The following is a 20,667-nucleotide window of genomic DNA, read 5'->3' on the forward strand; positions in this document are numbered from 1 at the left end:
ACAATTCGGCTTGGCGACGGCATAAGCGAGGAAACGAATTCTGGTTTGGCTCGCATCTGGCGGGCACAAGGAAAAGACATGTGGAATCTTCTGGTTCAGACCTTTACCTGGTGGAACGGTCAGACGATGGGCACGCGTTTTGCGACCTGGCGTTTTGGCAAGCGCGTCGGCGAGGATGAATTCGGCAACGTCTACTACGAAGGCGGCATGTCCTCCTACGGCCTGCCGAAGCGTTGGGTGATCTACAAGGGTTATGCCGAAGCCTCCGCCATTCCGCCGGGCTGGCATGGCTGGATGCATCATCGCACCGATGTTCCCCCGTCCAAGGAAAACTACGTCGCCAAGGATTGGCAGAAGCCGCACCGGCCCAACCATACCGGTTCGCCGCAGGCCTATCGTCCGGCGGGCTCCATCGCCGTTCCGGGTGAACGTCCGCGCGTCACCGGCGATTACGATGCCTGGACGCCGGGCAACTGAGACGGCTCGACCGGGCGATCCAAAGACCCGGCTTTTGGCCACAATTGACCTTTACCCGCAGGTTGGCCGCGCTTGACCGCGGCCGCGAACTGAAAATGTCTGGAGACGGGTACATATGAAGCTCTTCACGCGGAACATGGTCCTGCGTGCCGCCGGATCGCTGCTGGCGCTCTCGGCCCTGCTTCCACCAGTTGCGGCAAATGCCGCACGCATCGAAAATCCGGTTGCCGTCTTTTCCGGCCTCGACAAGATCACCGGCCGCATCACGACCTTCGACGTCTACGTCAATGAGACGGTACAGTTCGGTGCGCTGCAGGTAACGCCGAAGGCCTGTTATTCGCGCGACCAGTCGGAAGCACAGAAGATCGACGGTTTCGTCGAGGTCGACGAGATCACCCTCGACCGCAAAATCCGCCGCATCTTCACCGGCTGGATGTTCGCCGCCAGCCCCGGCCTCAACGCCGTCGAGCACCCGATCTACGACGTCTGGCTGAAGGACTGCAAGACAAGCTCGGACGTCCCGGCTCCTGACGGCACCAAGGCGACAGCCCGCTAAAGCGCATCGCAATCTTTCAGATTCGCTCCTCGCGCTTGTCTTTGTTTTCCGCATGTCGTCATCGAAAAACCGCTACACACTTTTGCGCGACATGCTTTGGCGCGTGCCGCCCGAAGCAGGCAGCGTTTGGGTTAAAACTTAAGGTGCGGCGATTCCATCGCCGCGGTAAGCATCGCGGCATAATCGGCCTTCGGAACGTCGATCGCTCCGAATGTCTTCAGGTGCTCGGTGGTGAACTGGGTGTCGAGCAGGGTGAAGCCCCTTTCCCGCAGCCGGTCGACCAGATGAACGAGGCAGATCTTCGAGGCATCCGTTCGGCGCGAGAACATGCTTTCGCCGAAGAAGGCCGAGCCGAGCGAGACGCCGTAGAGGCCGCCGACCAGCTCATTGCCCTCCCAGGCTTCGACGGTATGGGCATGGCCCATGTCGAAGAGCGTCGAATAAAGCGATCTGATCGTCCTGTTGATCCAGGTGCTCGGGCGCCCGGATGTCTCCTCCGCACAGGCAGCGATGACCTGATCGAAAGCGTGATCGAAACGGATCTCGAAGGGTTTCTTGCGCACCGTCTTGGCAAGGCTTTTCGACACATGGAAATGGTCGAACGGCAGCACGCCGCGCAGTTCCGGTTCGACCCAGAAGATTTCCGGGTCGTCGGCGGATTCGGCCATCGGGAAGAGGCCGATGGAATAGGCGCGCAGGAGAATGTCAGGGGTTATGCCTGGTGACTTCCTGCGCGATCCTGCCATTCCTGTCCTATGCCGCCGGTGTATTGGCGAGGTATTCTTCCAGCCAGTGGATGTCGTAATCGCCGTTGGCGATATCCTGGTTGGAGACGAGATCCTGGAACAGCGGCAGCGTCGTATTGATGCCGTCGACGACGAATTCGTCGAGCGCCCGGCGCAGGCGCATCATGCATTCGACGCGGGTACGGCCGTGCACGATCAGCTTGCCGATGAGGCTGTCGTAATAGGGCGGGATCTTGTAGCCCTGATAGGCGCCGGAATCGATGCGCACGCCGAGGCCGCCCGGCGCGTGGAAATGCGTGATCGTACCGGGCGAAGGCACGAAGGTGCGCGGGTGCTCGGCATTGATACGGCATTCGATGGCGTGACCGGAAAAATGTACTTCATCCTGCGTCACCGAGAGACCGCCGCCGGAAGCGACGCGGATCTGCTCGTGCACCAGGTCGATGCCGGTGATCGCTTCGGTGATCGGATGCTCCACCTGCAGGCGGGTGTTCATTTCGATGAAATAGAACTCGCCGTTTTCGTAGAGGAATTCGATCGTGCCGGCGCCGCGATATTTCAGCTTCTTCATGGCGTCGGCGCAGACCTGGCCGATCTTCATGCGCTGCTCGACGTTGAGTGCCGGCGAATTCGCCTCTTCCCAGACCTTCTGATGGCGCCGCTGCAGCGAGCAGTCGCGCTCGCCGAGATGGATGGCATTGCCTTCGCCGTCGCCGAACACCTGGATTTCGATGTGGCGCGGCTTGCCGAGATATTTTTCCATGTAAACGGCATCGTTGCCGAAGGCGGCTGCCGCTTCCGTGCGCGCCGTCGACCAGGCCTCGATCAGGTCGGCCTCGCTCTTGGCGACCTTCATGCCGCGTCCGCCGCCGCCGGCCGTGGCCTTGATCAGCACGGGATAGCCGATTTCAGCCGCCGTCTTCAGCGCATCCTCTTCGGTCTTCACTTCGCCGTCCGAGCCCGGAACGACGGGAATGCCGAGCTCGAGCGCCGTCGTCTTGGCGGTGATCTTGTCGCCCATGATGCGGATATGGTCGGCCGTCGGCCCGATGAAGGTAATGCCGTGGGCTTCGAGGATATCGGCGAACTTGGCATTCTCCGACAGAAAGCCGTAGCCCGGATGCACGGCGTCAGCGCCGGTGATCTCGCAGGCGGCGACGATCTGGTGGATGTTGAGATAGCTCTCGCGCGAGGAGGGCGGGCCGATGCACACACTTTCGTCGGCAAGGCGCACATGCATGGCATCGGCGTCGGCGGTGGAATGAACCGCGACGCAGGCGATACCCAGCTCCTTGCAGGCCCGGAGCACGCGAAGGGCGATTTCCCCGCGATTGGCGATGAGGATTTTCGAAATCATGGGCATCGGCCTATTCGATGACGACGAGGGCTTGGCCGTATTCGACGGGATGTCCGTCATCGACGAGGATCTCGGTCACCTTGCCTGACTTCGGCGAGGGGATCTGGTTCATCGTCTTCATCGCTTCGATGATGATCAACGTCTGGCCTTCCTTGACGGTTGCGCCGACTTCGATGAACGGCCGCGCGCCCGGAGCCGGCGCCATGTAGACGGTACCCACCATCGGTGCATTGACGACATTGGCCGGGTTGCGGCTGGGAGCTGCGGCAGGCGCAGCAACGGCTGACGCAGCGGCGGCTGCGGGCGCGGCATAACCAGGTGCTGCGATCGGCGCCTGGACATATTGCGGCGTGCCGGCGCGCGAAACGCGGATGCGCAGGTCGTCCTGCTCAACCTCGATCTCCGTCAGATCCGTTTCGTTCAGAATATTGGCGAGATCGCGGATCAGTGCCTGGTCGATACCCGATTTCTTTTCAGCCATGGTGTTGCCCTGTCTTCTTCTTATGCCGTGATGTTCTTCAGCGCGTGGAGCGCCAGGATGTAGCTGTGAGGCCCGAAGCCGCAGATCACGCCTTTGCATGCGGGCGCGATCATCGACTTGTGGCGGAATTCTTCCCGTGCATGCACGTTGGATATGTGGAGCTCGACGACGGGAATGGAAATAGCGCGGATCGCATCATGCAGCGCGACCGATGTATGCGTATAGGCGCCTGCATTGATGGCAACGCCGACGGCCTTTTCGTCGGCCTCATGGAACCAGTCGACGAGCGTGCCTTCGTGGTTGCTCTGACGGAAGTCGATATCGAGGCCGAGTTCGCGGCCCGCGGCCTTGCAGTCCGCCTCGATGTCCTTGAGCGTCTTGCCGCCATAAATGCCGGGCTCTCGTTTACCCAGCATGTTGAGGTTGGGGCCGTTCAGGACAAAAATCGTTTGCGTCATCGAATGTTCCGTAAAATGTACGACGGCAACCTATAGACTCCGCGAAGGCTGAATGAAAGCCCTTACGGATTGGCCAGCGGCAATCGTGCCACATTTGTCCACATGGTTGAAACACTTCGATTTTGGCGATTTGATGGGCTGACGGCTGGCGACTGGTTTGCTCAGCAGGCGGTCTTGCCGCAGCTGCGCATGTTCTTGACCTTGGCTTCGAGATCGTCGAGCCCGACGGCGCCGGGCACCAGTTCGTTGCCTATCACATAGGAGGGCGTGCCGCTGATGCCGAGACTGGAGGCGAGCTGGTAGGTCGCCTGGACTATACCGTCATTCGGGCTTTTTGCCATCTCGGCGCGGATCTTGTCCTCACTGACGCCGAGCGAAGCGGCGACCGCGACCGCCGTTTCGTCAGAGGCGCGGCCTTCGGTGCCGAGAAGGGCGACATGGAAATCGGCATATTTCTCCGGTGCGAGCTTGCGGAAGGCGTCGGCCACCTTGTGGGCGGCGACTGAATCCGGCCCGAGGATCGGGAATTCCTTGAGGACGAAACGGACGTTCTTGTCCTTCTTCAGCATCGCCTGCATGTCGGGAAGCGCATGGCGGCAATAGCTGCAATTATAATCGAAGAATTCGACGACAGTGACATCACCCTTGGGATTGCCGAGCGTAACGTCATTCTTCGATTCGAAGATGTCGGTGCTGTTCTCTTCGATCGCCATATTGGCCTTCACCGACCGCTGGGCCTCCTGCTTCTTCTGCAGCGCATCCTGGACTTCGAGCATGATCTCGGGGTTCTCGATCAGGTATTGCTTGATGAATTCGCCGAACTCCTTCTTCTGCTGGTCGTCGAGCGCTGCCGCCGGAAGCGGAAGGGCGATCGATGCGGCAAGCGCCAGTGCGGTGAAGGTCTTCGGGAAGAATGCCATGATATCCTCGTCATCGGCGATATGGTCGTCTCTTCATCGAGAAGACCGTCGCCGGGTTAATGGACTTGAATGCGTCGCGTCAAGGTACGGTGCGTTCGGTTCTGCTCAAACCAGAATTTTTCGTCCGCGCGCGGCCCTCGCGGGATTGTGATGAGCCGATTAATGCGGCAATTGTCGGGCCGTGATTTCAGAAGCTGAGCGAGAAACGATCTTGTTTTCCATATCGAAACGCAGCGAAGTCGAGTCTTTTCACGCCATGGACGTCCTGGCGGAGGCGACGAAGCGGCGTGCGGCCGGCCATCCCGTCATCTCGATGGCGGTTGGCCAGCCCTCGCATGCGGCACCTCTAGGGGCCCTCGAAGCGGCGCGCGCAGCCCTTGCCGAAGGCCGGATCGGTTATACCGATGCGCTGGGGACGGCACGGCTGAAATCGGCGCTCGCCTGGCACTACAAGGATCGCCACGGCCTGGAGATCGATCCCAAGCGCATCGCCATCACCACCGGTTCCTCGGCCGGCTTCAATCTCGCCTTCCTGTCGCTCTTCGATGCCGGCGATGCGGTGGCGATCGCAAGACCCGGTTATCCCGCCTATCGCAATATCCTCGGCGCGCTGGGCCTGAAGGTTCTCGAAGTGCCTGTAACGGCCGAGACCCACTTCACCCTGACGCCGCAAAGCCTCGAAGCGGCGCAGAAGGAAAGCGGCATCACGCTGAAAGGCGTGCTGCTCGCAAGCCCCGCCAACCCGACTGGCACAGTGACCGACCGCGAGGGGCTGAAGGCGCTTTCGGATTACTGCGCGGCCCATTCCATCGCCTTCATCTCCGATGAAATCTACCACGGGCTGACCTTCGCCGGCGAAGAGGCGAGCGCACTGGAGCTGACCGACGAGGCGATCGTCATCAACTCCTTCTCCAAATATTATTGCATGACCGGCTGGCGAATCGGCTGGATGGTGCTTCCCGAGCGCCTGGTTCGGCCGATCGAGCGGGTGGCGCAGAGCCTCTATATATCCCCGCCCGAACTTTCTCAGATCGCCGCCACGGCCGCTCTAAGCGCCGGCGCCGAGCTCGATCGTTACAAGGCCAGTTACGCCGCCAACCGCGATTTGCTGATGCGACGACTGCCGCAGATCGGGCTTTCGATCGCCTCGCCGATGGACGGCGCCTTTTACGCCTATCTCGACGTCACCCGCTTCACCAATGACAGCATGGGCTTTGCCAAACGCATGCTCGCGGAAATCGACGTCGCCGCAACGCCCGGTCTCGATTTCGATCCGCTGGAGGGAAATCGAACGCTGCGTCTGTCCTATGCGGGTTCGGAGGCGGAGATCGCCGAGGCGGTGGAGCGAATCGCAGCCTGGTTGAAGTAACGTCCGCTGCCGGGCAAGCGGCGGTGCGCACTCCAATCCTCAGCTACGCCGCGAAAACAGCGAGGCAAGCGTCGAAGACGGTTTGTTGTTCAGCCGCGGCACCACCACGAGCTGCTTGATGTCGCCGCGCTTGTAGGCGGCGAGGAAGCGGCGGTAATCCTTGAACGAGACGCAGCCGTTGGAATCGCCGTTCTTGCCGAGCATGTAGGTGTGGGCGAGCAGGCCGACACGGTCAAAGATGGCGTCCGAACCCTCGACCGGCGTCAGCCGCAGCGCCTCGACGCCGTGAAAAAGGCTCTCGCGCATGGTAAGAACATAGGTGTGCGGCGGCGTCGGTCCGCGCATCTTCTTATTTGCGAAACGCGGGTTGTCGCGCATCTTACCGAGCCCGGAATGGGCCTCGAGCCGCTCGCCGTTCGGCAGATAGACGATGCTGTTTTCGATATCGTAGATCGCCACGCCCGCGCGCAGCTTCGGCGAGAAGACCGGCTTGTCGTAGCGCGGCACTGCATCGTCCTCGTCATCCTCGATCGGCGAGTTTGGCTGGGCGTAGGCAAGCACAGGCTCGGCTGAGCGCTGCGAACCCTTGGAGGCCGGTGTCGGTTTGCCGATGAGGCCATCGGGACGTGCCATCGGCAGCGGCACCGAACCTTCATCCGGCGCCAGCACGAGATCGAAGGGGGGCGCGTCGTCCGCCGCGGCGACGGCCACCGGTGTGGGTGCCGAGGCGGGAATGGAGGCGGTTCTGACAGGAGGTGTGGTTGGCTCGACCGGGGTCGGCGCGATTTGCCGGGATCCGGCATCGGCAAGAGCAAGCAAGGTCGGGAGTTCGGCTGCGGCGACCGCCTCCTTCGAGGGAACAATGATCCGGTCACCGTCGTCTTCGGCCGTCTCTGCCGAGGCGACCTCGACTGGCGCCGCCGCGATCACGTCGTCCTTGCGGAATTTGGCGCTGTCGGAGATCGCCGCCACGACCGGCTGTTCGGCAGCCATGGCGAGCCGATTGTTTTTAGCGAGAACCGCAAGCGCCGTTGCAGCGGCGGCGGTCTTTTCGGCATGGGATTGAATGAGGCTCGCCGTCAGCGGGACCTTCGGCTTCGCATCGAAGGCGGCCAGCCGGTCGGCCTTGCCGACATGGATCAGCCTCTCATGGCGCGTTGACGGAGCCACCTTCGGCGCAGCGCCGAGCTGTGCCAGGCGATCGGACGGAGAATAGGGAGCGGCTATCGAGTGCATCGTCGCGAAGGTCGCGATCAGCCATGTCGAGGTCAGAAATCCGGCGCCGACAACACCGTAAAGGAAACCGCGAGATCTGCGCCAACGGAAAGCAGATCCGCCAAGAGGGGTGACGTCATCGAACGTCCCGACCGCACACGCCATACTACACTCGTCTTTCAAACTCGCTACGCAGGCCGGCGGCACTGACTGACTACACTTCGCCGGGGCCGGTACAGGCGTAAATGGGCCGAATTTAGACCACCCACGACGTCCGACTGTCTCGCAAGGATGACGAATTATGGTTTCTAATTTGTTTACGCTGCGTCGCTCTTTCTTTCGACGTCTCAAAAAGAGATGCGTTGGGCCTTCTCAGGCGCGCTCCATCACATAACTTCCCGGCGCTTCCTCGATCGCGTTCAACGCATCGCCGCCGGGTTTGCGTGCCGGCACGCGTCTGCCGTCATGCGTCTCGATCCAGGCCTGCCAATGTGGCCACCATGATCCTGGCGTCTCGGTCGCCTGCTCGAGCCAGGTCTCGTAGTCCCCCTTGGCGGGGCCGCCCGTCCAGTATTGATATTTCTTCCTGTCGGGCGGGTTGACGACGCCGGCGATATGTCCGGAGCCGGTCACGACGAATTCCACCTTGCCGCCGAAGAACTGGCTGCCGAAGAAGACGGACTTGGCGGGTGCGATGTGATCCTCGCGGGTGGCGAGATTATAGATCGGGATCTTTACGTCCTTCAGCGACACGGACTTGCCGTCGAGGATCATCTCGTTCTGCGTCAGTGCATTCTTGAGATAGCAATTGCGCAGGTAGAAGGCATGGTTTGCCGCTGCCATGCGGGTCGAATCGGCGTTCCAGAACAACAGGTCGAAGGGCAGGGGATCCTGGCCCTTGAGGTAGTTGTTGACGAAATAAGGCCAGATCAGCTCGGAGGCGCGCAACATGTTGAAGGCCATCGACATCTTCGTGCCGTCCAGATAGCCGGCCGCCTGCATATGCTCTTCAAGCGATTCAAGCTGCTCCTCGTCGACGAAGACCTTGAGGTCGCCGGCATGGGTGAAGTCGACCTGGGTGGTGAAGAGTGTCGCGGTTTTGATGCGCTTGTTCTTCTCCTTGGCATGTAGCGCCAGTGTCGCGGCAAGCAGCGTGCCGCCGACGCAGTAGCCGACGGTGTTGACGTCCTTCTCGCCGGTCGCCTTCTCGATTGTATCAAGCGCGAAATCGATGCCCTCGCGGGCATAGGCCGCCCAGTCCTTGTCGGCGTGGCGCGCATCCGGGTTGACCCAGGAAATGACGAAGACCGTCTGACCCTGGTCGACGCACCATTTGATGAAGGATTTTTGCGGATTGAGGTCGAGAATATAGAACTTGTTGATCCAGGGCGGGCAGATCAACAGCGGCCGCTTCAGCACCGTTTCGGTCGATGCCTCGTACTGGATGATCTGGCAAATGTCGTTCTGGGCGATCACCTTGCCTGGCGTCAGCGCCATGTCACGACCGACGGCGAATTTCGTCATGTCGGTCTGGCGAAGGCGAAGATCGCCATGTCCGGCAGCGATATCCTCGGCCAGCATCTTCATCCCCCGCACCAGATTGGCGCCGCTGGTCGCGATCGTCTCGCGGTAGAGCTGCGGATTGGTGGCGATGAAGTTGGTCGGCGAAAGCGCTGCCGTGATCTGCTTCACGTAGAAGCCGGCCTTGTGTTTGGTGTGCTCGTCGAGTCCTTCGGTCTCCGACACCATCTTTTCCACCCAGTCGGTCGTGACGAAATAGACTTGGCGGAGAAAATCGAAGAACGGATTCTTCTGCCAGTCCTCGTCCGAAAAGCGCTTGTCCTTGCGGGTGTCCGGCTCGGGTGGCGTGGGATCGCCCTGCATGCGCTGCATCGAGCGCATCCAGATGCCGAAGAACGAGGACATCAGTTGCGTCTGTGCCTCGAAGGTGCGGCGCGGATCGGAAATCCAGTATTCGGTGACCTTGGAAAGCGTCTTGACCATGTCGGTCATCGGATCGGCGGCGCTTTCGGTGATCTCGCCGCGTTCGCGCGGCGCAAGCCAGGCAGAGGCTGCTTGTCCGAGATTTTCGAGCGCCCGGGCGAAATTCATCGCCATGGCCTCAGGATCCTTCAATAGATAGGGATCGAGATCGGTCGCGTCGAAGCCGGCCTTGCCGCCATTCTCCTGCTTGCTGTCGGTCACCATTTCCTCCGGCGGCAGCACCACTCTTTTTATCCATTCGTTGTACATCGTGATCGAACGAGAAAACAAGTTCCACCCGCATCGGCTCATGCTATTGCTTTGTGGCTGCGACAAATTTAACAGTCGAAGCAGTCAAAACTGGATTTTTGAGGCATGACGAAGAACGGCATTCGGCACATCGCAACCTTCAACCGCACCGCACTGATCTGCGCCGCGGCGGCGATGGCCCTTGCCGGATGCAATCTGACGGCGGAACAAAAAGCTGCAGCCGCCGCCAAGCGAGCGGCGCCGACCGCCGTCGTCATGCCGGCCACCAAGGGCGAGGCGGCCGAGGGCGGCCTTGCAAAATACCAGGACGGCTATCCGAATTTCGGCGCGCCGCTGACCGCCGCCAATGTCCAGATGAGCGACGAGCAGGCGGCCGAACTGCAGCATCAGCTGACGGCACTTGCCGCCCGGCGCAAGGCAGGCGCGCTTTCGGAAGCCGAATATCAGGCCAAGGTCGCCGAAATGCGGCGTCTCGCCGCCGAACACGGCACTGATACGCTGTCTGAAATCTCCAAATAGACCTTGCCTTTCAGGCAATTTGGACGCAAAGCCTTCGGCAAGGATCGGAAGATACGATTTTCCCGATAAAGCGCGTTTCGCGGCCTTTCCGTCAAAGATTCGCCGCGTCGCTTGGGTCTGATGAATACGGCGTTGCGATTCTGAAGTTCGTGTCGCAGCCGCCGGGAGACGGAACGAACTTCGACTGCGGCCCGAAATGCCGCCTTTCCATGGGGAATGAGATGGAAGAGTTTCACAAAGTCCGGCGTTTGCCGCCTTATGTTTTCGAACAGGTCAACCGTTTGAAGGCAAGCGCGCGAGCGGGCGGCGCCGATATCATCGATCTCGGCATGGGAAACCCCGACCTTCCCACTCCTCAGTCGATCGTCGACAAGCTGTGCGAGGTCGTGCAGGATCCGCGCACGCACCGTTATTCCTCTTCCAAAGGTATTCCGGGCCTGCGCCGCGCCCAGGCCGCCTATTATGCCCGCCGTTTCGGCGTCAAGCTCAACCCGGATACCCAGGTGGTCGCCACCTTGGGCTCCAAAGAAGGCTTCGCCAACATGGCGCAGGCAATCACCGCGCCCGGCGACGTGATCCTCTGCCCGAACCCCACCTATCCGATCCACGCCTTCGGCTTTCTGATGGCGGGCGGCGTGATCCGTTCCATGTCGGTGGAGCCGGATGCGAGCTTCTTCGAACCGCTCGAACGTGCCGTCCGGCATTCGATCCCGAAGCCCTTGGCGCTGATCCTCAACTATCCCTCGAACCCGACGGCTTTTGTCGCGACGCTCGATTTCTACAAGGACGTCATCGCCTTTGCGAAAAAGCACGACATCATCGTGCTCTCCGACCTTGCCTATTCGGAAATCTACTTCGACGGCGCCCCGCCGCCGTCGGTTCTCGAAGTGCCGGGCGCGATGGACGTGACCGTCGAGTTCACCTCGATGTCGAAAACCTTCTCCATGCCGGGCTGGCGCATGGGCTTTGCCGTCGGCAACGAGCGACTGATCGCGGCGCTCACCCGCGTCAAGTCCTATCTCGACTACGGCGCCTTCACGCCGATCCAGGTGGCGGCGACGCATGCGCTGAACGGCGACGGTTCCGACATTGCGGAAGTCCGCAACGTCTATAAACGCCGTCGCGACGTCATGGTCGAAAGCTTCGGCAAGGCCGGGTTCGACGTGCCGCCGCCGGCTGCGACGATGTTCGCCTGGGCGAAGATCCCGGAAAAGTTCCGTGATCTCGGTTCGCTGGAATTCTCCAAGCTGCTGGTCGAGAAGGCCGACGTCGCCGTTGCCCCGGGCATCGGCTTCGGCGAAATGGGCGACGACTACGTCCGTCTGGCACTTGTCGAGAACGAACACCGCATCCGCCAGGCTGCGCGCAACATCAAAAAGTTCATGTCGACGGCGGACGAGACGATGCACAACGTCATCTCGCTCAACGCCCACCGTTAATTCCAACCTTGAAGACAGCCGCAGATCTGCGGCTGTCTCTCACGAGAGACATTTCAGGATCGATCCATGGCAGATGCCCTCAAAATCGGCATTGCGGGCTTGGGCACCGTTGGCGCCTCGCTTGTCCGCATCATTCAGCAGAAAAGCAACGAGCTTGCCGTTACCTGCGGGCGTCCGATCACCATCACGGCCGTTTCGGCACGTGACAAGGCGAGGGACCGCGGCATCGATCTTTCCACTGTTACCTGGTTCGACCGGCCGGAAGACCTTGCCGAAAAAGGCGATATCGACGTCTTCGTCGAGTTGATGGGCGGCGCCGAAGGGGCTGCCAACGTCTCCGTGCGCACGGCGCTCCAGCGTGGTCTCCATGTGGTGACAGCCAACAAGGCGCTGCTTGCCTATCACGGCGTCGAGCTTGCGACGATTGCCGAGGAGAAGGGTTCGTTGCTGAACTTCGAGGCAGCAGTCGCCGGCGGCATCCCGGTCATCAAGGCGCTACGCGAATCGCTGACGGGCAATTCCGTCTCGCGCATCTATGGCATCATGAACGGCACCTGCAATTACATCCTGACCAAGATGGAGAAGGAGGGGCTTTCCTTCGCCGAATGCCTCAAGGAAGCGCAGCGGCTGGGCTATGCCGAGGCCGATCCGGCCTTCGATATCGAGGGCAACGACACGGCCCACAAGCTTTCCATCCTCACGACCCTCGCCTTCGGCAATCAGATCGCCGCCGACGACATCTATCTCGAAGGCATCACCAACATCTCGATCGAGGATATCCACGCCGCTGCCGAGCTCGGTTATCGCATCAAGCTCTTGGGCGTTGCCCAGCGCACCGATACCGGCATCGAACAGCGCGTCCACCCCACAATGGTGCCGGTCGATTCGGTCATCGCCCAGGTCGACGGCGTCACCAATGCGGTGGCGATCGAATCCGACGTGCTCGGCGAACTGCTGATGGTCGGCCCGGGCGCTGGCGGCAACGCCACGGCCTCGTCGGTGCTTGGCGATATCGCCGATATCGCCAAGAGCCAGCCGGGCGCCCAGCGCGTGCCGGTGCTCGGCCATCCCGCAGCGACGCTGGAGCCCTACCGCAAGGCGCAGATGCAGAGCCACGAGGGCGGCTATTTCATCCGCCTGACCGTGCTCGACCGCACCGGCGTCTTTGCCAGCGTCGCAACCCGCATGGCCGAAAACAACATATCGCTGGAATCGATCGTCCAGCGCTCCAAACAGCATCTGGCGCCATCGCACCACCAGACGATCATCCTCGTCACCCACGCGACGACGGAAGAATCGGTGCGCAAGGCGGTCGCCTCGATCAAGTCGGAAGGTTATCTCTTCGGTGAGCCGCAGGTCATTCGCATCGAGCGGCCCAAGGAAGAAGGCTGAACCTTTTTCCCTTGCCGGAGGACGTTGAGCCGCCCTGTCTCTGCAGGGCGGTTTTTCTGCTTTTCGTTCAACCCTCCGTTACAGAAGTCTATATTAACAGATACCGAAATATTGATATAACTAAACCATAGATGGTGAGTCGTCTGCGTGGAGAATTTCATGAGCAAGGACAGCCACGCCGGGAAGGGGTATGGCTGCCCGAGCGAGGTGCCGCCGGACCATACTGATATGCTTGAGGAAATCCTCAAGCCGGCCTACCGTGAAATTCGTCAAGAGGTCTCTGATGAGGCTGATGACGAGGAAAACACGGAAGGCCGTAACTGGGCCATTCTGCTGACGCTGTTTTCGTTCGTGCTGGTGCAGTTCGCCGGCATCGCCATGATCATCTGGGCGGTGTTTTGGTAAAAATGCGTGTCTGCAAATCCACCGCTATGTTATCTCCGCTGCTCCTGTAGAAAGAGCAGATGAAGTCAGCGGAGTATGGCATGGCAGATCTCGTCGATCCGATACAGCGCGCGTTTCTCGGCGTGGAGAAATCCGCGCTCGACAATCGCTGGGTCGCGCGGCTCGACCAGGCCGGGCAGAACCGTGCGCTGGCCATGTCGCAAATCCACGGACTGCCGGATCTGATCGCCCGGGTGCTCGCCGGGCGCGGCGTGACGGTAGACGAGGCGATCGAATTCCTCGACCCGACGATCCGCAGCCTGATGCCCGATCCCCATAAGCTGACAGACTGCGAAAAGGCCGCGACCCGCCTCCTGCGCGCGATCGAGCGCGGCGAGAGCGTCGCTATCTTCGGCGACTACGACGTCGACGGCGCAGCCTCCTCGGCCCTGATGTTCCGCTTTCTCAGCCATTTCGGCGTCAGGGCGACCATCTATATCCCCGACCGAGTCTTCGAAGGTTACGGCCCCAATCCGGCGGCGATCAATCAGTTGGTCGACAATGGCGCTCAGCTGATCGTCACCGTCGATTGCGGCTCCACCAGCCACGAGGCGCTGGCCGCCGCTGCCGCGCGCAATATCGATGTCGTCGTCATCGATCACCACCAGGTGACACATGAGCTGCCGCCCTGCCATGCGCTGGTCAACCCGAACCGTGAGGACGATCTCTCGGGGCAGGGGCATCTTTGCGCGGCCGGCGTCGTCTTCATGGTGCTGGTCGCGACGCTCCGGCTGCTGCGCGCGGCCGGTAACAAGCGCATCCTGGCGATCGACCTGCTGCAATGGCTGGATATCGTGGCTCTTGCGACGGTCTGCGATGTGGTGCCGCTGAAGGGCCTCAACCGCGCCTATGTGGTGAAGGGGCTGGTCGCTGCCCGCCACCAGAGCAATGCCGGGCTTGCCGCACTATTGCGCAAGGCGGGGCTCGCGGGTCCCGTGACGCCTTATCATTTCGGCTTCCTGATCGGCCCGCGCATCAATGCCGGCGGGCGGATCGGCGACGCGGCACTCGGAAGCCGGCTGCTGACGCTTGATGACGCCGGAGAGGCTGATGTGATCGCGCAGCGCCTTGACGAGCTCAATCGCGAACGCCAGGCGATGGAGGCGATCATGCTGCAGGAGGCCGAAGCCGAGGCGCTTGCCGAATATGGCGACGGCGAGGGCGCCTCCGTCATCGTCACCGCCCATGAGAAATGGCATCCCGGCATCGTCGGGCTGATCGCGGCGCGGCTGAAGGAGAAGTTCAAACGGCCTGCCTTCGCGATCGCCTTCGATCCCTCCGGCCGGGGCACCGGCTCGGGCCGCTCCATCAACGGCTTCGACATGGGCAGAATGGTGCGGGCTGCTGTCGACGAGGGACTGCTCGTCAAGGGCGGCGGTCACGCCATGGCCGCGGGGCTGACGGTCGAGCGCGCCAATCTCGGCAGGCTGAGAACCTTCTTCACGGAGAAAGCCGAGAGGACGGTGGCCGGCCTCGTCGCCAACGAGACGCTGAAGATCGATGGTGCGATCGGCGCAAGCGGGGCCACCCTCGAACTCATCGACCGCCTGGAGGCCGCCGGCCCCTATGGCTCTGGCCACGCACAGCCGCTCTTTGCCGTGCCGGCGCATCGTTTGCGCGACGCCCGCCTGGTCGGTGAGAAACATGTGAAGGTGACGCTGGAGGCCATGGACGGATCGCGACTCGACGGCATCGCCTTCCGCGCCGCCGACACGCCGCTTGGCAATCTTCTCATCAATTCACGCGGCGCCAGCCTGCATGTCGCCGGTTCGCTCGGTGCCGACCACTACCAGGGTGCACGCCGCATCCAGCTCCGCGTCTGCGATGCTGCGCCGGCGAAATAGAGCAGTCGCGCAAGAGCGCTGACGATGGGAAGTGCCAAGGGGAGAAAGTGGTACGCCCTAGGGGAGTCGAACCCCTCTTCCCAGAATGAAAATCTGGTGTCCTAACCGATAGACGAAGGGCGCTTCCTTCGTGGTGGCGCCCTTATAGTCAGCACCTTCGAAGGCCGCAAGCGCCAAGGCACGAAAAAATCATCGTTTTCGCCGATTTTTTTGCTGCTGTGGAAAATCGCGGCGTTGGTTACGGCGGAGTGGAGAAAAATCGAGCCGGTGGGCTAGGATGGGCCGCGTTGCGCGAACCCGAAGGGTTCTCCTCAAGGGGACTCATAGGGCCGGCCAAGGTCGATCGAAACGGATGACGATGGCCTATCATCAACAGTGGTACGCCCTAGGGGAGTCGAACCCCTCTTTACAGAATGAGAATCTGTCGTCCTAACCGATAGACGAAGGGCGCAGGCAGCCTCGTTAAAATAGGAGCGCACGCCGGCTTCTGCAAGCGGAAGTGATGGCTTCTTTATGGAGAGAAAGTGGTACGCCCTAGGGGAGTCGAACCCCTCTTCCCAGAATGAAAATCTGGTGTCCTAACCGATAGACGAAGGGCGCTTCCTTCGTGGTGGCGCCCTTATAGTCAGGCGTTTTGAATCCCGCAAGCGGAATTGCGGTTTTCTTTCAAAAAAATGACAGGAAATCCGAGTGCGTTCGGGAAGCCGATTATTGAAGCTGAATCAATAAGCTGCCGGTTGTTGCTTTAACGAGACGAGGCGGCGCTGCCCTAACGTAATGTGGAAATCGCGCGGCCGTCAGATCGCTCTTGCCGTCGTTATCGGTGGGCGCTTGCCGCCGCAGCCCCAGTTCCAATCGCGGGTTTTGCCAGTGTCGAGGTGAACCGAATCCGTGTGGCAGTAGGTGCCGACGCCGCCGCGGTCGGGCAACGAGCGGATATAGGCGGCGATATCCCATTTCGTCACGCCGTCGATCTGGATGTCGGCAGCCTCGCAGCTCTTGTGCATCGATTCGTCGGCGCCGCCGACGAGGCGGTTATGCTCTTCGTCACGGTAGCCGGAGGTGACGATAACCGGCCGGCCGAAATGACTTTCGACAATCTTGATCACTTTCAGCAGGTCGGGCTTGAAGCAGCCGACCTCGACCTTGTCGTTCTGGAGATGCAGCCCGTTCGGCGCGATGCGCGTCATGCCGGGCAGGGCCGCCTTGTGCAGCAGGCCCGAGAGGCTGCCGAGCAGGTTTTGCTTCGGCGCGCTGTAGAGCGCGTTCATCGTCGCGGTCGGAATGCTGCCCGTCGCCAGCGACGCCGTCTGCACGGGCGCAAGCTGCGTGCTGCTATTCTGCGATGATTGCTGCGGCAGCACCGGCTCCGCCGGCTGTTGGGGCACGGGCGGCTGGCTGTAGACGCTGCTTCGCGCAGGTGCTGCACCTTCCACCGGCACATAGGCTTGCGGCTGAATGACGGTGGACGTGCTGTTGTTCTGCGGCGCCGGCTGGTGATCGGAAAAGATGCTCATCGCCTGCGCGTTGATCCGGGTCGACTGCAGGACGAGCCCGCCGATATTGGCGGGCGCCGCCGTCGCCGAGCCGGCGGGGGGGACTGCTGCATTCGGATCTTGTGCCACCACCTGAGGCGCACCCTGGACGCCGGAGACGTTGACGAGCCGGGGATCGGTATAGACCGAACGTGGGGCAGGGCTTGCAGGCGCTGCCGTGGCCAGCTGCGGTGCTGCGGCCGGCACAGCCGGAACCACCGCCGCCGAATCCAGCGCCTTCTTGTCCGACGCGCAACCGGACAGCACCAGCACCGAGGTGGCGATCAGCAAAGCGCCCGTCACGGGCATCCGCATCTGCATCTTACGCAAGCGACAGTCTCCAGTTGATGCGGAAAATAAGCGAAAAACGCTTCTCTATCCGCTTCGAGTCGCCAGGAGATTGCCTGCGGCGTCGGATCGCGGCAAGCGCCGAGGCGCCGGCCGGACCCGAAATCGAAAAAGCCGCAAGCCTCGCAAAAGCCTTGCGGCAAAAACCCTTACCAGGCGCCGGTATTGCCCATCGAGGCCCAGGGCTCAGTGGCCGGAAGCGGGTTGCCCTTCTGCAGGATTTCGATCGAGATGCCGTCGGGCGAGCGCACGAAGGCCATGTTCCCGTCGCGCGGCGGCCGGTTGATGGTGATGCCGTTGTCCATCAGATTCTGGCAGGTGGCGTAAATATCGTCGACCTCATAGGCGAGGTGGCCGAAATTGCGACCTCCGCTATAATCTTCCGTGTCCCAATTGTAGGTAAGCTCGAGGCAGGGGGCTTTTTCGCTGCGCGCACGGTCGAGATCGTCGCGAGCAGCCAGGAAAACCAGGGTGAAGCGGCCCTTCTCGTTTTCGTGGCGGCGAATTTCCTCCAGTCCGAACAGCGTGGTGTAAAAGGCAAGCGACGTGTCCAGGTCTTTGACACGAACCATTGTATGTAGATAACGCATTCTATTTACTCCTTTATTGGGGCTGGCTTTTTTCGGCGAACCGAGGTCAGCTTCGGGCAAGTCAACTTTATAAAATGTGCACCTGGGAATAACCGAAAACTAGGACTTGCGCTTATCCGTTACCAAGATGTTAATCTTGATTTCAAGAATCAGTTAACCGTAACAGTGTGACGCGTATTCGAGGGGCTGGCGACAATGGCTGACAGGATTTCATCGAACGAATACTCCGACCTCGACGAGCTATCAGGAGAGGCGGTCGATCTTGTTGAAATCACCGGCGTCGTCAAGTGGTTCGATGTCGCCAAGGGTTTCGGCTTCATCGTACCCGACAACGGCTTGCAGGATGTTCTCCTGCACGTGACCTGCCTGCGCCGCGACGGTTACCAGACGATCCTTGAGGGAACGCGCATCGTTGCCCTCATCCAGCGCCGCGAGCGCGGCTACCAGGCTTTCAAGATCCTCTCGATGGACCAGTCGACCGCGGTTCATCCCTCGCAGCTGCCGCCGGTACGCACCCATGTGCAGGTTACCGCGACGAGCGGCCTCGAGCGTGCGCTGGTCAAGTGGTTCAACCGCACCAAGGGCTTCGGCTTCCTGACGCGCGGCGAGGGCACCGAAGATATCTTCGTGCATATGGAGACGCTCCGCCGCTTCGGCCTGACGGAGCTCCGCCCCGGCCAGGTGGTTCTCGTCCGCTTCGGCGACGGCGAAAAGGGCCTGATGGCCGCAGAGATCCATCCCGACGTTCCGAGCCCGGCAAGCCGGTCGCACTGAACATGCGCGGCCTAATCCTATTTGATGCCATCAGAAGCGCCTTATTGGCGCTTTTTTTCATGGTTGCGCTGCCGGCCTTGGCTGACGAGGAGATGCGGTTCGACAAGGAGCCGCTGCTCATCCAGACCGCTGCGGGCAAGGTGCTGCATTTCACCGTCGAGATCGCCGCGACCCCGGATCAGCGCGCCCGCGGACTGATGTTTCGCAAGACGATGGCCGATGATGCCGGCATGATCTTCGATTTCGACCAGCCGCGGCGCGTCACCATGTGGATGGAAAACACCATCCTGCCGCTCGACATGCTTTTTGCCGACGACACCGGCACGATCCGCCACGTCAAGGAAAAGGCAGTGCCCTATTCGCGCGACATCATCGATTCGATGGTTGCGGTGAAATACGTCGTCGAACTCAATGCCGGCATCGTTGCCAAACTCGGAATCAAGCCCGGCGACAGGATCGTCAGCGCCACGACGACGAAGAAGGCGAAGTGACGGCGCATGCGAGCCGCGACGCGGCTGTCAAGGAATTCAACAATATCGGGATATTTGAATGGTCGGAGTGGAGAGATTCGAACTCCCGACCCTCTGGTCCCAAACCAGATGCGCTACCAGGCTGCGCTACACTCCGTGCCGTGAATGGCAGGGGAGATACACGGTTCACTTCGCCGTCGCAACCCATAAATCCAGCTCTGGCCGAAGATTCCTCGCCGGACCTGTGGATGCAAGACAGAAAAATCTTGATAGGCCGCCAGCCTGCTTGCCGGGCGCACGAGTTCGGTGTGCCTGGCGCAATTGTACGTCAGCACAAGGCTACCTTAGCCGTGGGCGATCAGGCCGATATATTGGGCGTAGCTGATGACAACGTAGAAGAACGCCGTGATGCTAGCACCTATGACAATGGCATTGAACTCCGCCGAACGTTTGATCATGAGCTGCAAATCCACTGAATCGATTGAGCCGCAAACTAGTGCCGAGGGAAGGCAGCGGCAATCAGGTTGTGATCACAAGGTGAGACAAGCGGAAATATTGCGAAATCCGGCCGGCAATCACCGGATTTGCAGGGAGGCGGTGTCGGCCGTCATGCGAACGGAGTCGGCAGCCGTGTCGCGCACCGCCTTTTTTCTTGAAAAAGCGGGGATTCGCGGCTAAGCAAAATTCATCTCTTGGCATTATCCTCAGCGATGATGCCAAGGCCCGAGAACGGGCCGGCAACGGGATTGAGACCATGAAAGGCGGGCGCTGCCCGCATAGTCGGAGACGCTGCAGTCATGTCTGCCAAGATCTATCGTCCAGCCAAGACCGCCATGCAGTCCGGCAAGGCCAAGACCCATCTCTGGGTGCTTGAATACGATCAGGAGTCGGCGCGCAAGATCGATCCGATCATGGGCTACACTTCCTCGGGTGATATGCGCCAGCAGGTGAAGCTCACCTTCGAAACGCAGGAACTCGCCGAAGCCTACGCCCAGCGCAACGGCATCGAATACCGCGTCATCGCACCGAAGGATCCGGTCCGCCAAGTCGTCGCCTATCCGGACAATTTCCGCTATACCCGCACGCAGCCCTGGACGCATTGAGATTTCTGGTCCAGATATGCCGCATCCGGTCGCGCTCGTGAGACGCGGCCGCCGGACGGCCCCTTAGCTCAGCTGGATAGAGCACCTGCCTTCTAAGCAGGTTGTCGCAGGTTCGATTCCTGCAGGGGTCGCCACTCAACTAATTGATTTTAAATCTGTTTTTGAATCATCCGATTGTTTTCGCGGGATTGGTTTGTCCCTGCGCTGGCTGATCTGGGCATTTTGCGGCTTATGGTTTGTCCATATTTGGTTTTCACTCGTACTGCGTCACAACCGTCTGCCTAGATCGTTACGCTTTCGACCTCGGTATCTGTTCGGATGAATCCGTATTTTCATCGGCGGGGAGGGGCGGGGCAGGCCGATAATCGCAAGCTTCG

Annotated in this window: 20 protein-coding genes and 5 tRNA genes; 12 read left to right on the top strand and 13 right to left on the bottom strand. The window is 60.9% G+C overall.

Going from position 1 to position 20,667, the window contains the following annotated elements:
• The first annotated feature begins 78 nt into the window (after window positions 1-78).
• Window positions 79-477, top strand: coding sequence for an NADH:ubiquinone oxidoreductase subunit NDUFA12 (locus RL_RS10820; RefSeq protein ID WP_011651690.1), 399 nt, complete (start codon window positions 79-81; stop codon window positions 475-477).
• 115 nt (window positions 478-592) lie between these two features.
• Window positions 593-1,033, top strand: a complete 441-nt coding sequence (locus tag RL_RS10825; protein WP_011651691.1) for a DUF2155 domain-containing protein — start codon at window positions 593-595, stop codon at window positions 1,031-1,033.
• A 131-nt stretch (window positions 1,034-1,164) separates the two neighbouring features.
• Here the strand turns inward: RL_RS10825 and aat are convergent, their stop codons facing one another.
• From aat to RL_RS10850, 5 genes are all read right to left on the bottom strand, one after another.
• Entirely contained in the window at window positions 1,165-1,779 is a 615-nt protein-coding gene (gene aat / locus RL_RS10830) for a leucyl/phenylalanyl-tRNA--protein transferase (RefSeq protein WP_011651692.1), read from the bottom strand.
• Window positions 1,780-1,786: 7 nt separating this feature from the next.
• Entirely contained in the window at window positions 1,787-3,142 is a 1,356-nt protein-coding gene (accC, locus tag RL_RS10835; protein WP_011651693.1) for an acetyl-CoA carboxylase biotin carboxylase subunit, read from the bottom strand.
• A 4-nt stretch (window positions 3,143-3,146) separates the two neighbouring features.
• On the bottom strand, window positions 3,147-3,617 hold the full coding sequence (accB, locus tag RL_RS10840) for an acetyl-CoA carboxylase biotin carboxyl carrier protein (protein ID WP_011651694.1): 471 nt from the start codon (window positions 3,615-3,617) through the stop codon (window positions 3,147-3,149).
• Window positions 3,618-3,637: 20 nt separating this feature from the next.
• Entirely contained in the window at window positions 3,638-4,075 is a 438-nt protein-coding gene (aroQ, locus tag RL_RS10845; RefSeq protein ID WP_011651695.1) for a type II 3-dehydroquinate dehydratase, read from the bottom strand.
• Between the two features lie 161 nt (window positions 4,076-4,236).
• On the bottom strand, window positions 4,237-4,995 hold the full coding sequence (locus tag RL_RS10850) for a DsbA family protein (RefSeq protein WP_011651696.1): 759 nt from the start codon (window positions 4,993-4,995) through the stop codon (window positions 4,237-4,239).
• A 211-nt stretch (window positions 4,996-5,206) separates the two neighbouring features.
• Between RL_RS10850 and RL_RS10855 the strand changes: the two genes are divergently transcribed.
• Window positions 5,207-6,364: a pyridoxal phosphate-dependent aminotransferase gene (locus tag RL_RS10855; protein WP_041936291.1), complete on the top strand. Its 1,158-nt coding sequence runs from the start codon at window positions 5,207-5,209 to the stop codon at window positions 6,362-6,364.
• A 39-nt stretch (window positions 6,365-6,403) separates the two neighbouring features.
• Here the strand turns inward: RL_RS10855 and RL_RS10860 are convergent, their stop codons facing one another.
• Both RL_RS10860 and phaC read right to left on the bottom strand, forming a co-directional pair.
• Entirely contained in the window at window positions 6,404-7,744 is a 1,341-nt protein-coding gene (locus RL_RS10860; RefSeq protein ID WP_011651698.1) for a DUF2778 domain-containing protein, read from the bottom strand.
• A 207-nt stretch (window positions 7,745-7,951) separates the two neighbouring features.
• On the bottom strand, window positions 7,952-9,787 hold the full coding sequence (gene phaC, locus RL_RS10865; protein ID WP_222277490.1) for a PHA/PHB synthase family protein: 1,836 nt from the start codon (window positions 9,785-9,787) through the stop codon (window positions 7,952-7,954).
• A 150-nt stretch (window positions 9,788-9,937) separates the two neighbouring features.
• Between phaC and RL_RS10870 the strand changes: the two genes are divergently transcribed.
• The 5 genes from RL_RS10870 to recJ all read left to right on the top strand — a co-directional run bounded on the left by RL_RS10870 (window position 9,938) and on the right by recJ (window position 15,470).
• Window positions 9,938-10,351, top strand: coding sequence for a hypothetical protein (locus tag RL_RS10870; RefSeq protein ID WP_011651700.1), 414 nt, complete (start codon window positions 9,938-9,940; stop codon window positions 10,349-10,351).
• Between the two features lie 221 nt (window positions 10,352-10,572).
• A complete protein-coding gene (locus RL_RS10875; RefSeq protein WP_028742066.1) occupies window positions 10,573-11,790 on the top strand; it encodes an LL-diaminopimelate aminotransferase in 1,218 nt (405 codons plus the stop codon).
• 66 nt (window positions 11,791-11,856) lie between these two features.
• The gene (locus RL_RS10880; protein ID WP_011651702.1) at window positions 11,857-13,182 is read left to right on the top strand and encodes a homoserine dehydrogenase; all 1,326 of its coding nucleotides are present in this window, start codon (window positions 11,857-11,859) and stop codon (window positions 13,180-13,182) included.
• A gap of 159 nt (window positions 13,183-13,341) precedes the next feature.
• A complete protein-coding gene (locus tag RL_RS10885) occupies window positions 13,342-13,587 on the top strand; it encodes a hypothetical protein (RefSeq protein WP_011651703.1) in 246 nt (81 codons plus the stop codon).
• Between the two features lie 80 nt (window positions 13,588-13,667).
• On the top strand, window positions 13,668-15,470 hold the full coding sequence (gene recJ / locus RL_RS10890) for a single-stranded-DNA-specific exonuclease RecJ (RefSeq protein WP_041936292.1): 1,803 nt from the start codon (window positions 13,668-13,670) through the stop codon (window positions 15,468-15,470).
• A 48-nt stretch (window positions 15,471-15,518) separates the two neighbouring features.
• On the opposite strand, the gene RL_RS10895 is transcribed toward recJ, so the two are convergent.
• The 5 genes from RL_RS10895 to gloA all read right to left on the bottom strand — a co-directional run bounded on the left by RL_RS10895 (window position 15,519) and on the right by gloA (window position 17,943).
• Window positions 15,519-15,593, bottom strand: a tRNA-Glu gene (locus RL_RS10895).
• Window positions 15,594-15,846: 253 nt separating this feature from the next.
• Window positions 15,847-15,921 (bottom strand) — tRNA-Glu (locus RL_RS10900).
• Between the two features lie 74 nt (window positions 15,922-15,995).
• Window positions 15,996-16,070: transfer RNA gene (locus RL_RS10905), tRNA-Glu, on the bottom strand.
• Window positions 16,071-16,267: 197 nt separating this feature from the next.
• Entirely contained in the window at window positions 16,268-17,335 is a 1,068-nt protein-coding gene (locus tag RL_RS10910; RefSeq protein WP_011651705.1) for a YcbK family protein, read from the bottom strand.
• A 167-nt stretch (window positions 17,336-17,502) separates the two neighbouring features.
• The gene (gene gloA / locus RL_RS10915) at window positions 17,503-17,943 is read right to left on the bottom strand and encodes a lactoylglutathione lyase (RefSeq protein WP_011651706.1); all 441 of its coding nucleotides are present in this window, start codon (window positions 17,941-17,943) and stop codon (window positions 17,503-17,505) included.
• A gap of 195 nt (window positions 17,944-18,138) precedes the next feature.
• On the opposite strand from gloA, the gene RL_RS10920 reads away from it, so the two are divergent.
• Both RL_RS10920 and RL_RS10925 read left to right on the top strand, forming a co-directional pair.
• The gene (locus RL_RS10920) at window positions 18,139-18,717 is read left to right on the top strand and encodes a cold-shock protein (RefSeq protein WP_003539135.1); all 579 of its coding nucleotides are present in this window, start codon (window positions 18,139-18,141) and stop codon (window positions 18,715-18,717) included.
• A gap of 2 nt (window positions 18,718-18,719) precedes the next feature.
• Complete coding sequence (locus tag RL_RS10925; protein ID WP_011651707.1) at window positions 18,720-19,208, top strand: DUF192 domain-containing protein; 489 nt, start codon at window positions 18,720-18,722, stop codon at window positions 19,206-19,208.
• A 59-nt stretch (window positions 19,209-19,267) separates the two neighbouring features.
• Here the strand turns inward: RL_RS10925 and RL_RS10930 are convergent.
• Window positions 19,268-19,344: transfer RNA gene (locus RL_RS10930), tRNA-Pro, on the bottom strand.
• 640 nt (window positions 19,345-19,984) lie between these two features.
• Between RL_RS10930 and RL_RS10935 the strand changes: the two genes are divergently transcribed.
• Both RL_RS10935 and RL_RS10940 read left to right on the top strand, forming a co-directional pair.
• Entirely contained in the window at window positions 19,985-20,290 is a 306-nt protein-coding gene (locus tag RL_RS10935) for an ETC complex I subunit (RefSeq protein ID WP_003539138.1), read from the top strand.
• A 57-nt stretch (window positions 20,291-20,347) separates the two neighbouring features.
• A tRNA-Arg gene (locus RL_RS10940) sits at window positions 20,348-20,424 on the top strand.
• The last annotated feature ends 243 nt before the right edge of the window (window positions 20,425-20,667 follow it).

Origin of the sequence: Rhizobium johnstonii 3841 (assembly GCF_000009265.1) — a bacterium.
Taxonomy (GTDB): Bacteria; Pseudomonadota; Alphaproteobacteria; order Rhizobiales; family Rhizobiaceae; genus Rhizobium; species Rhizobium acaciae.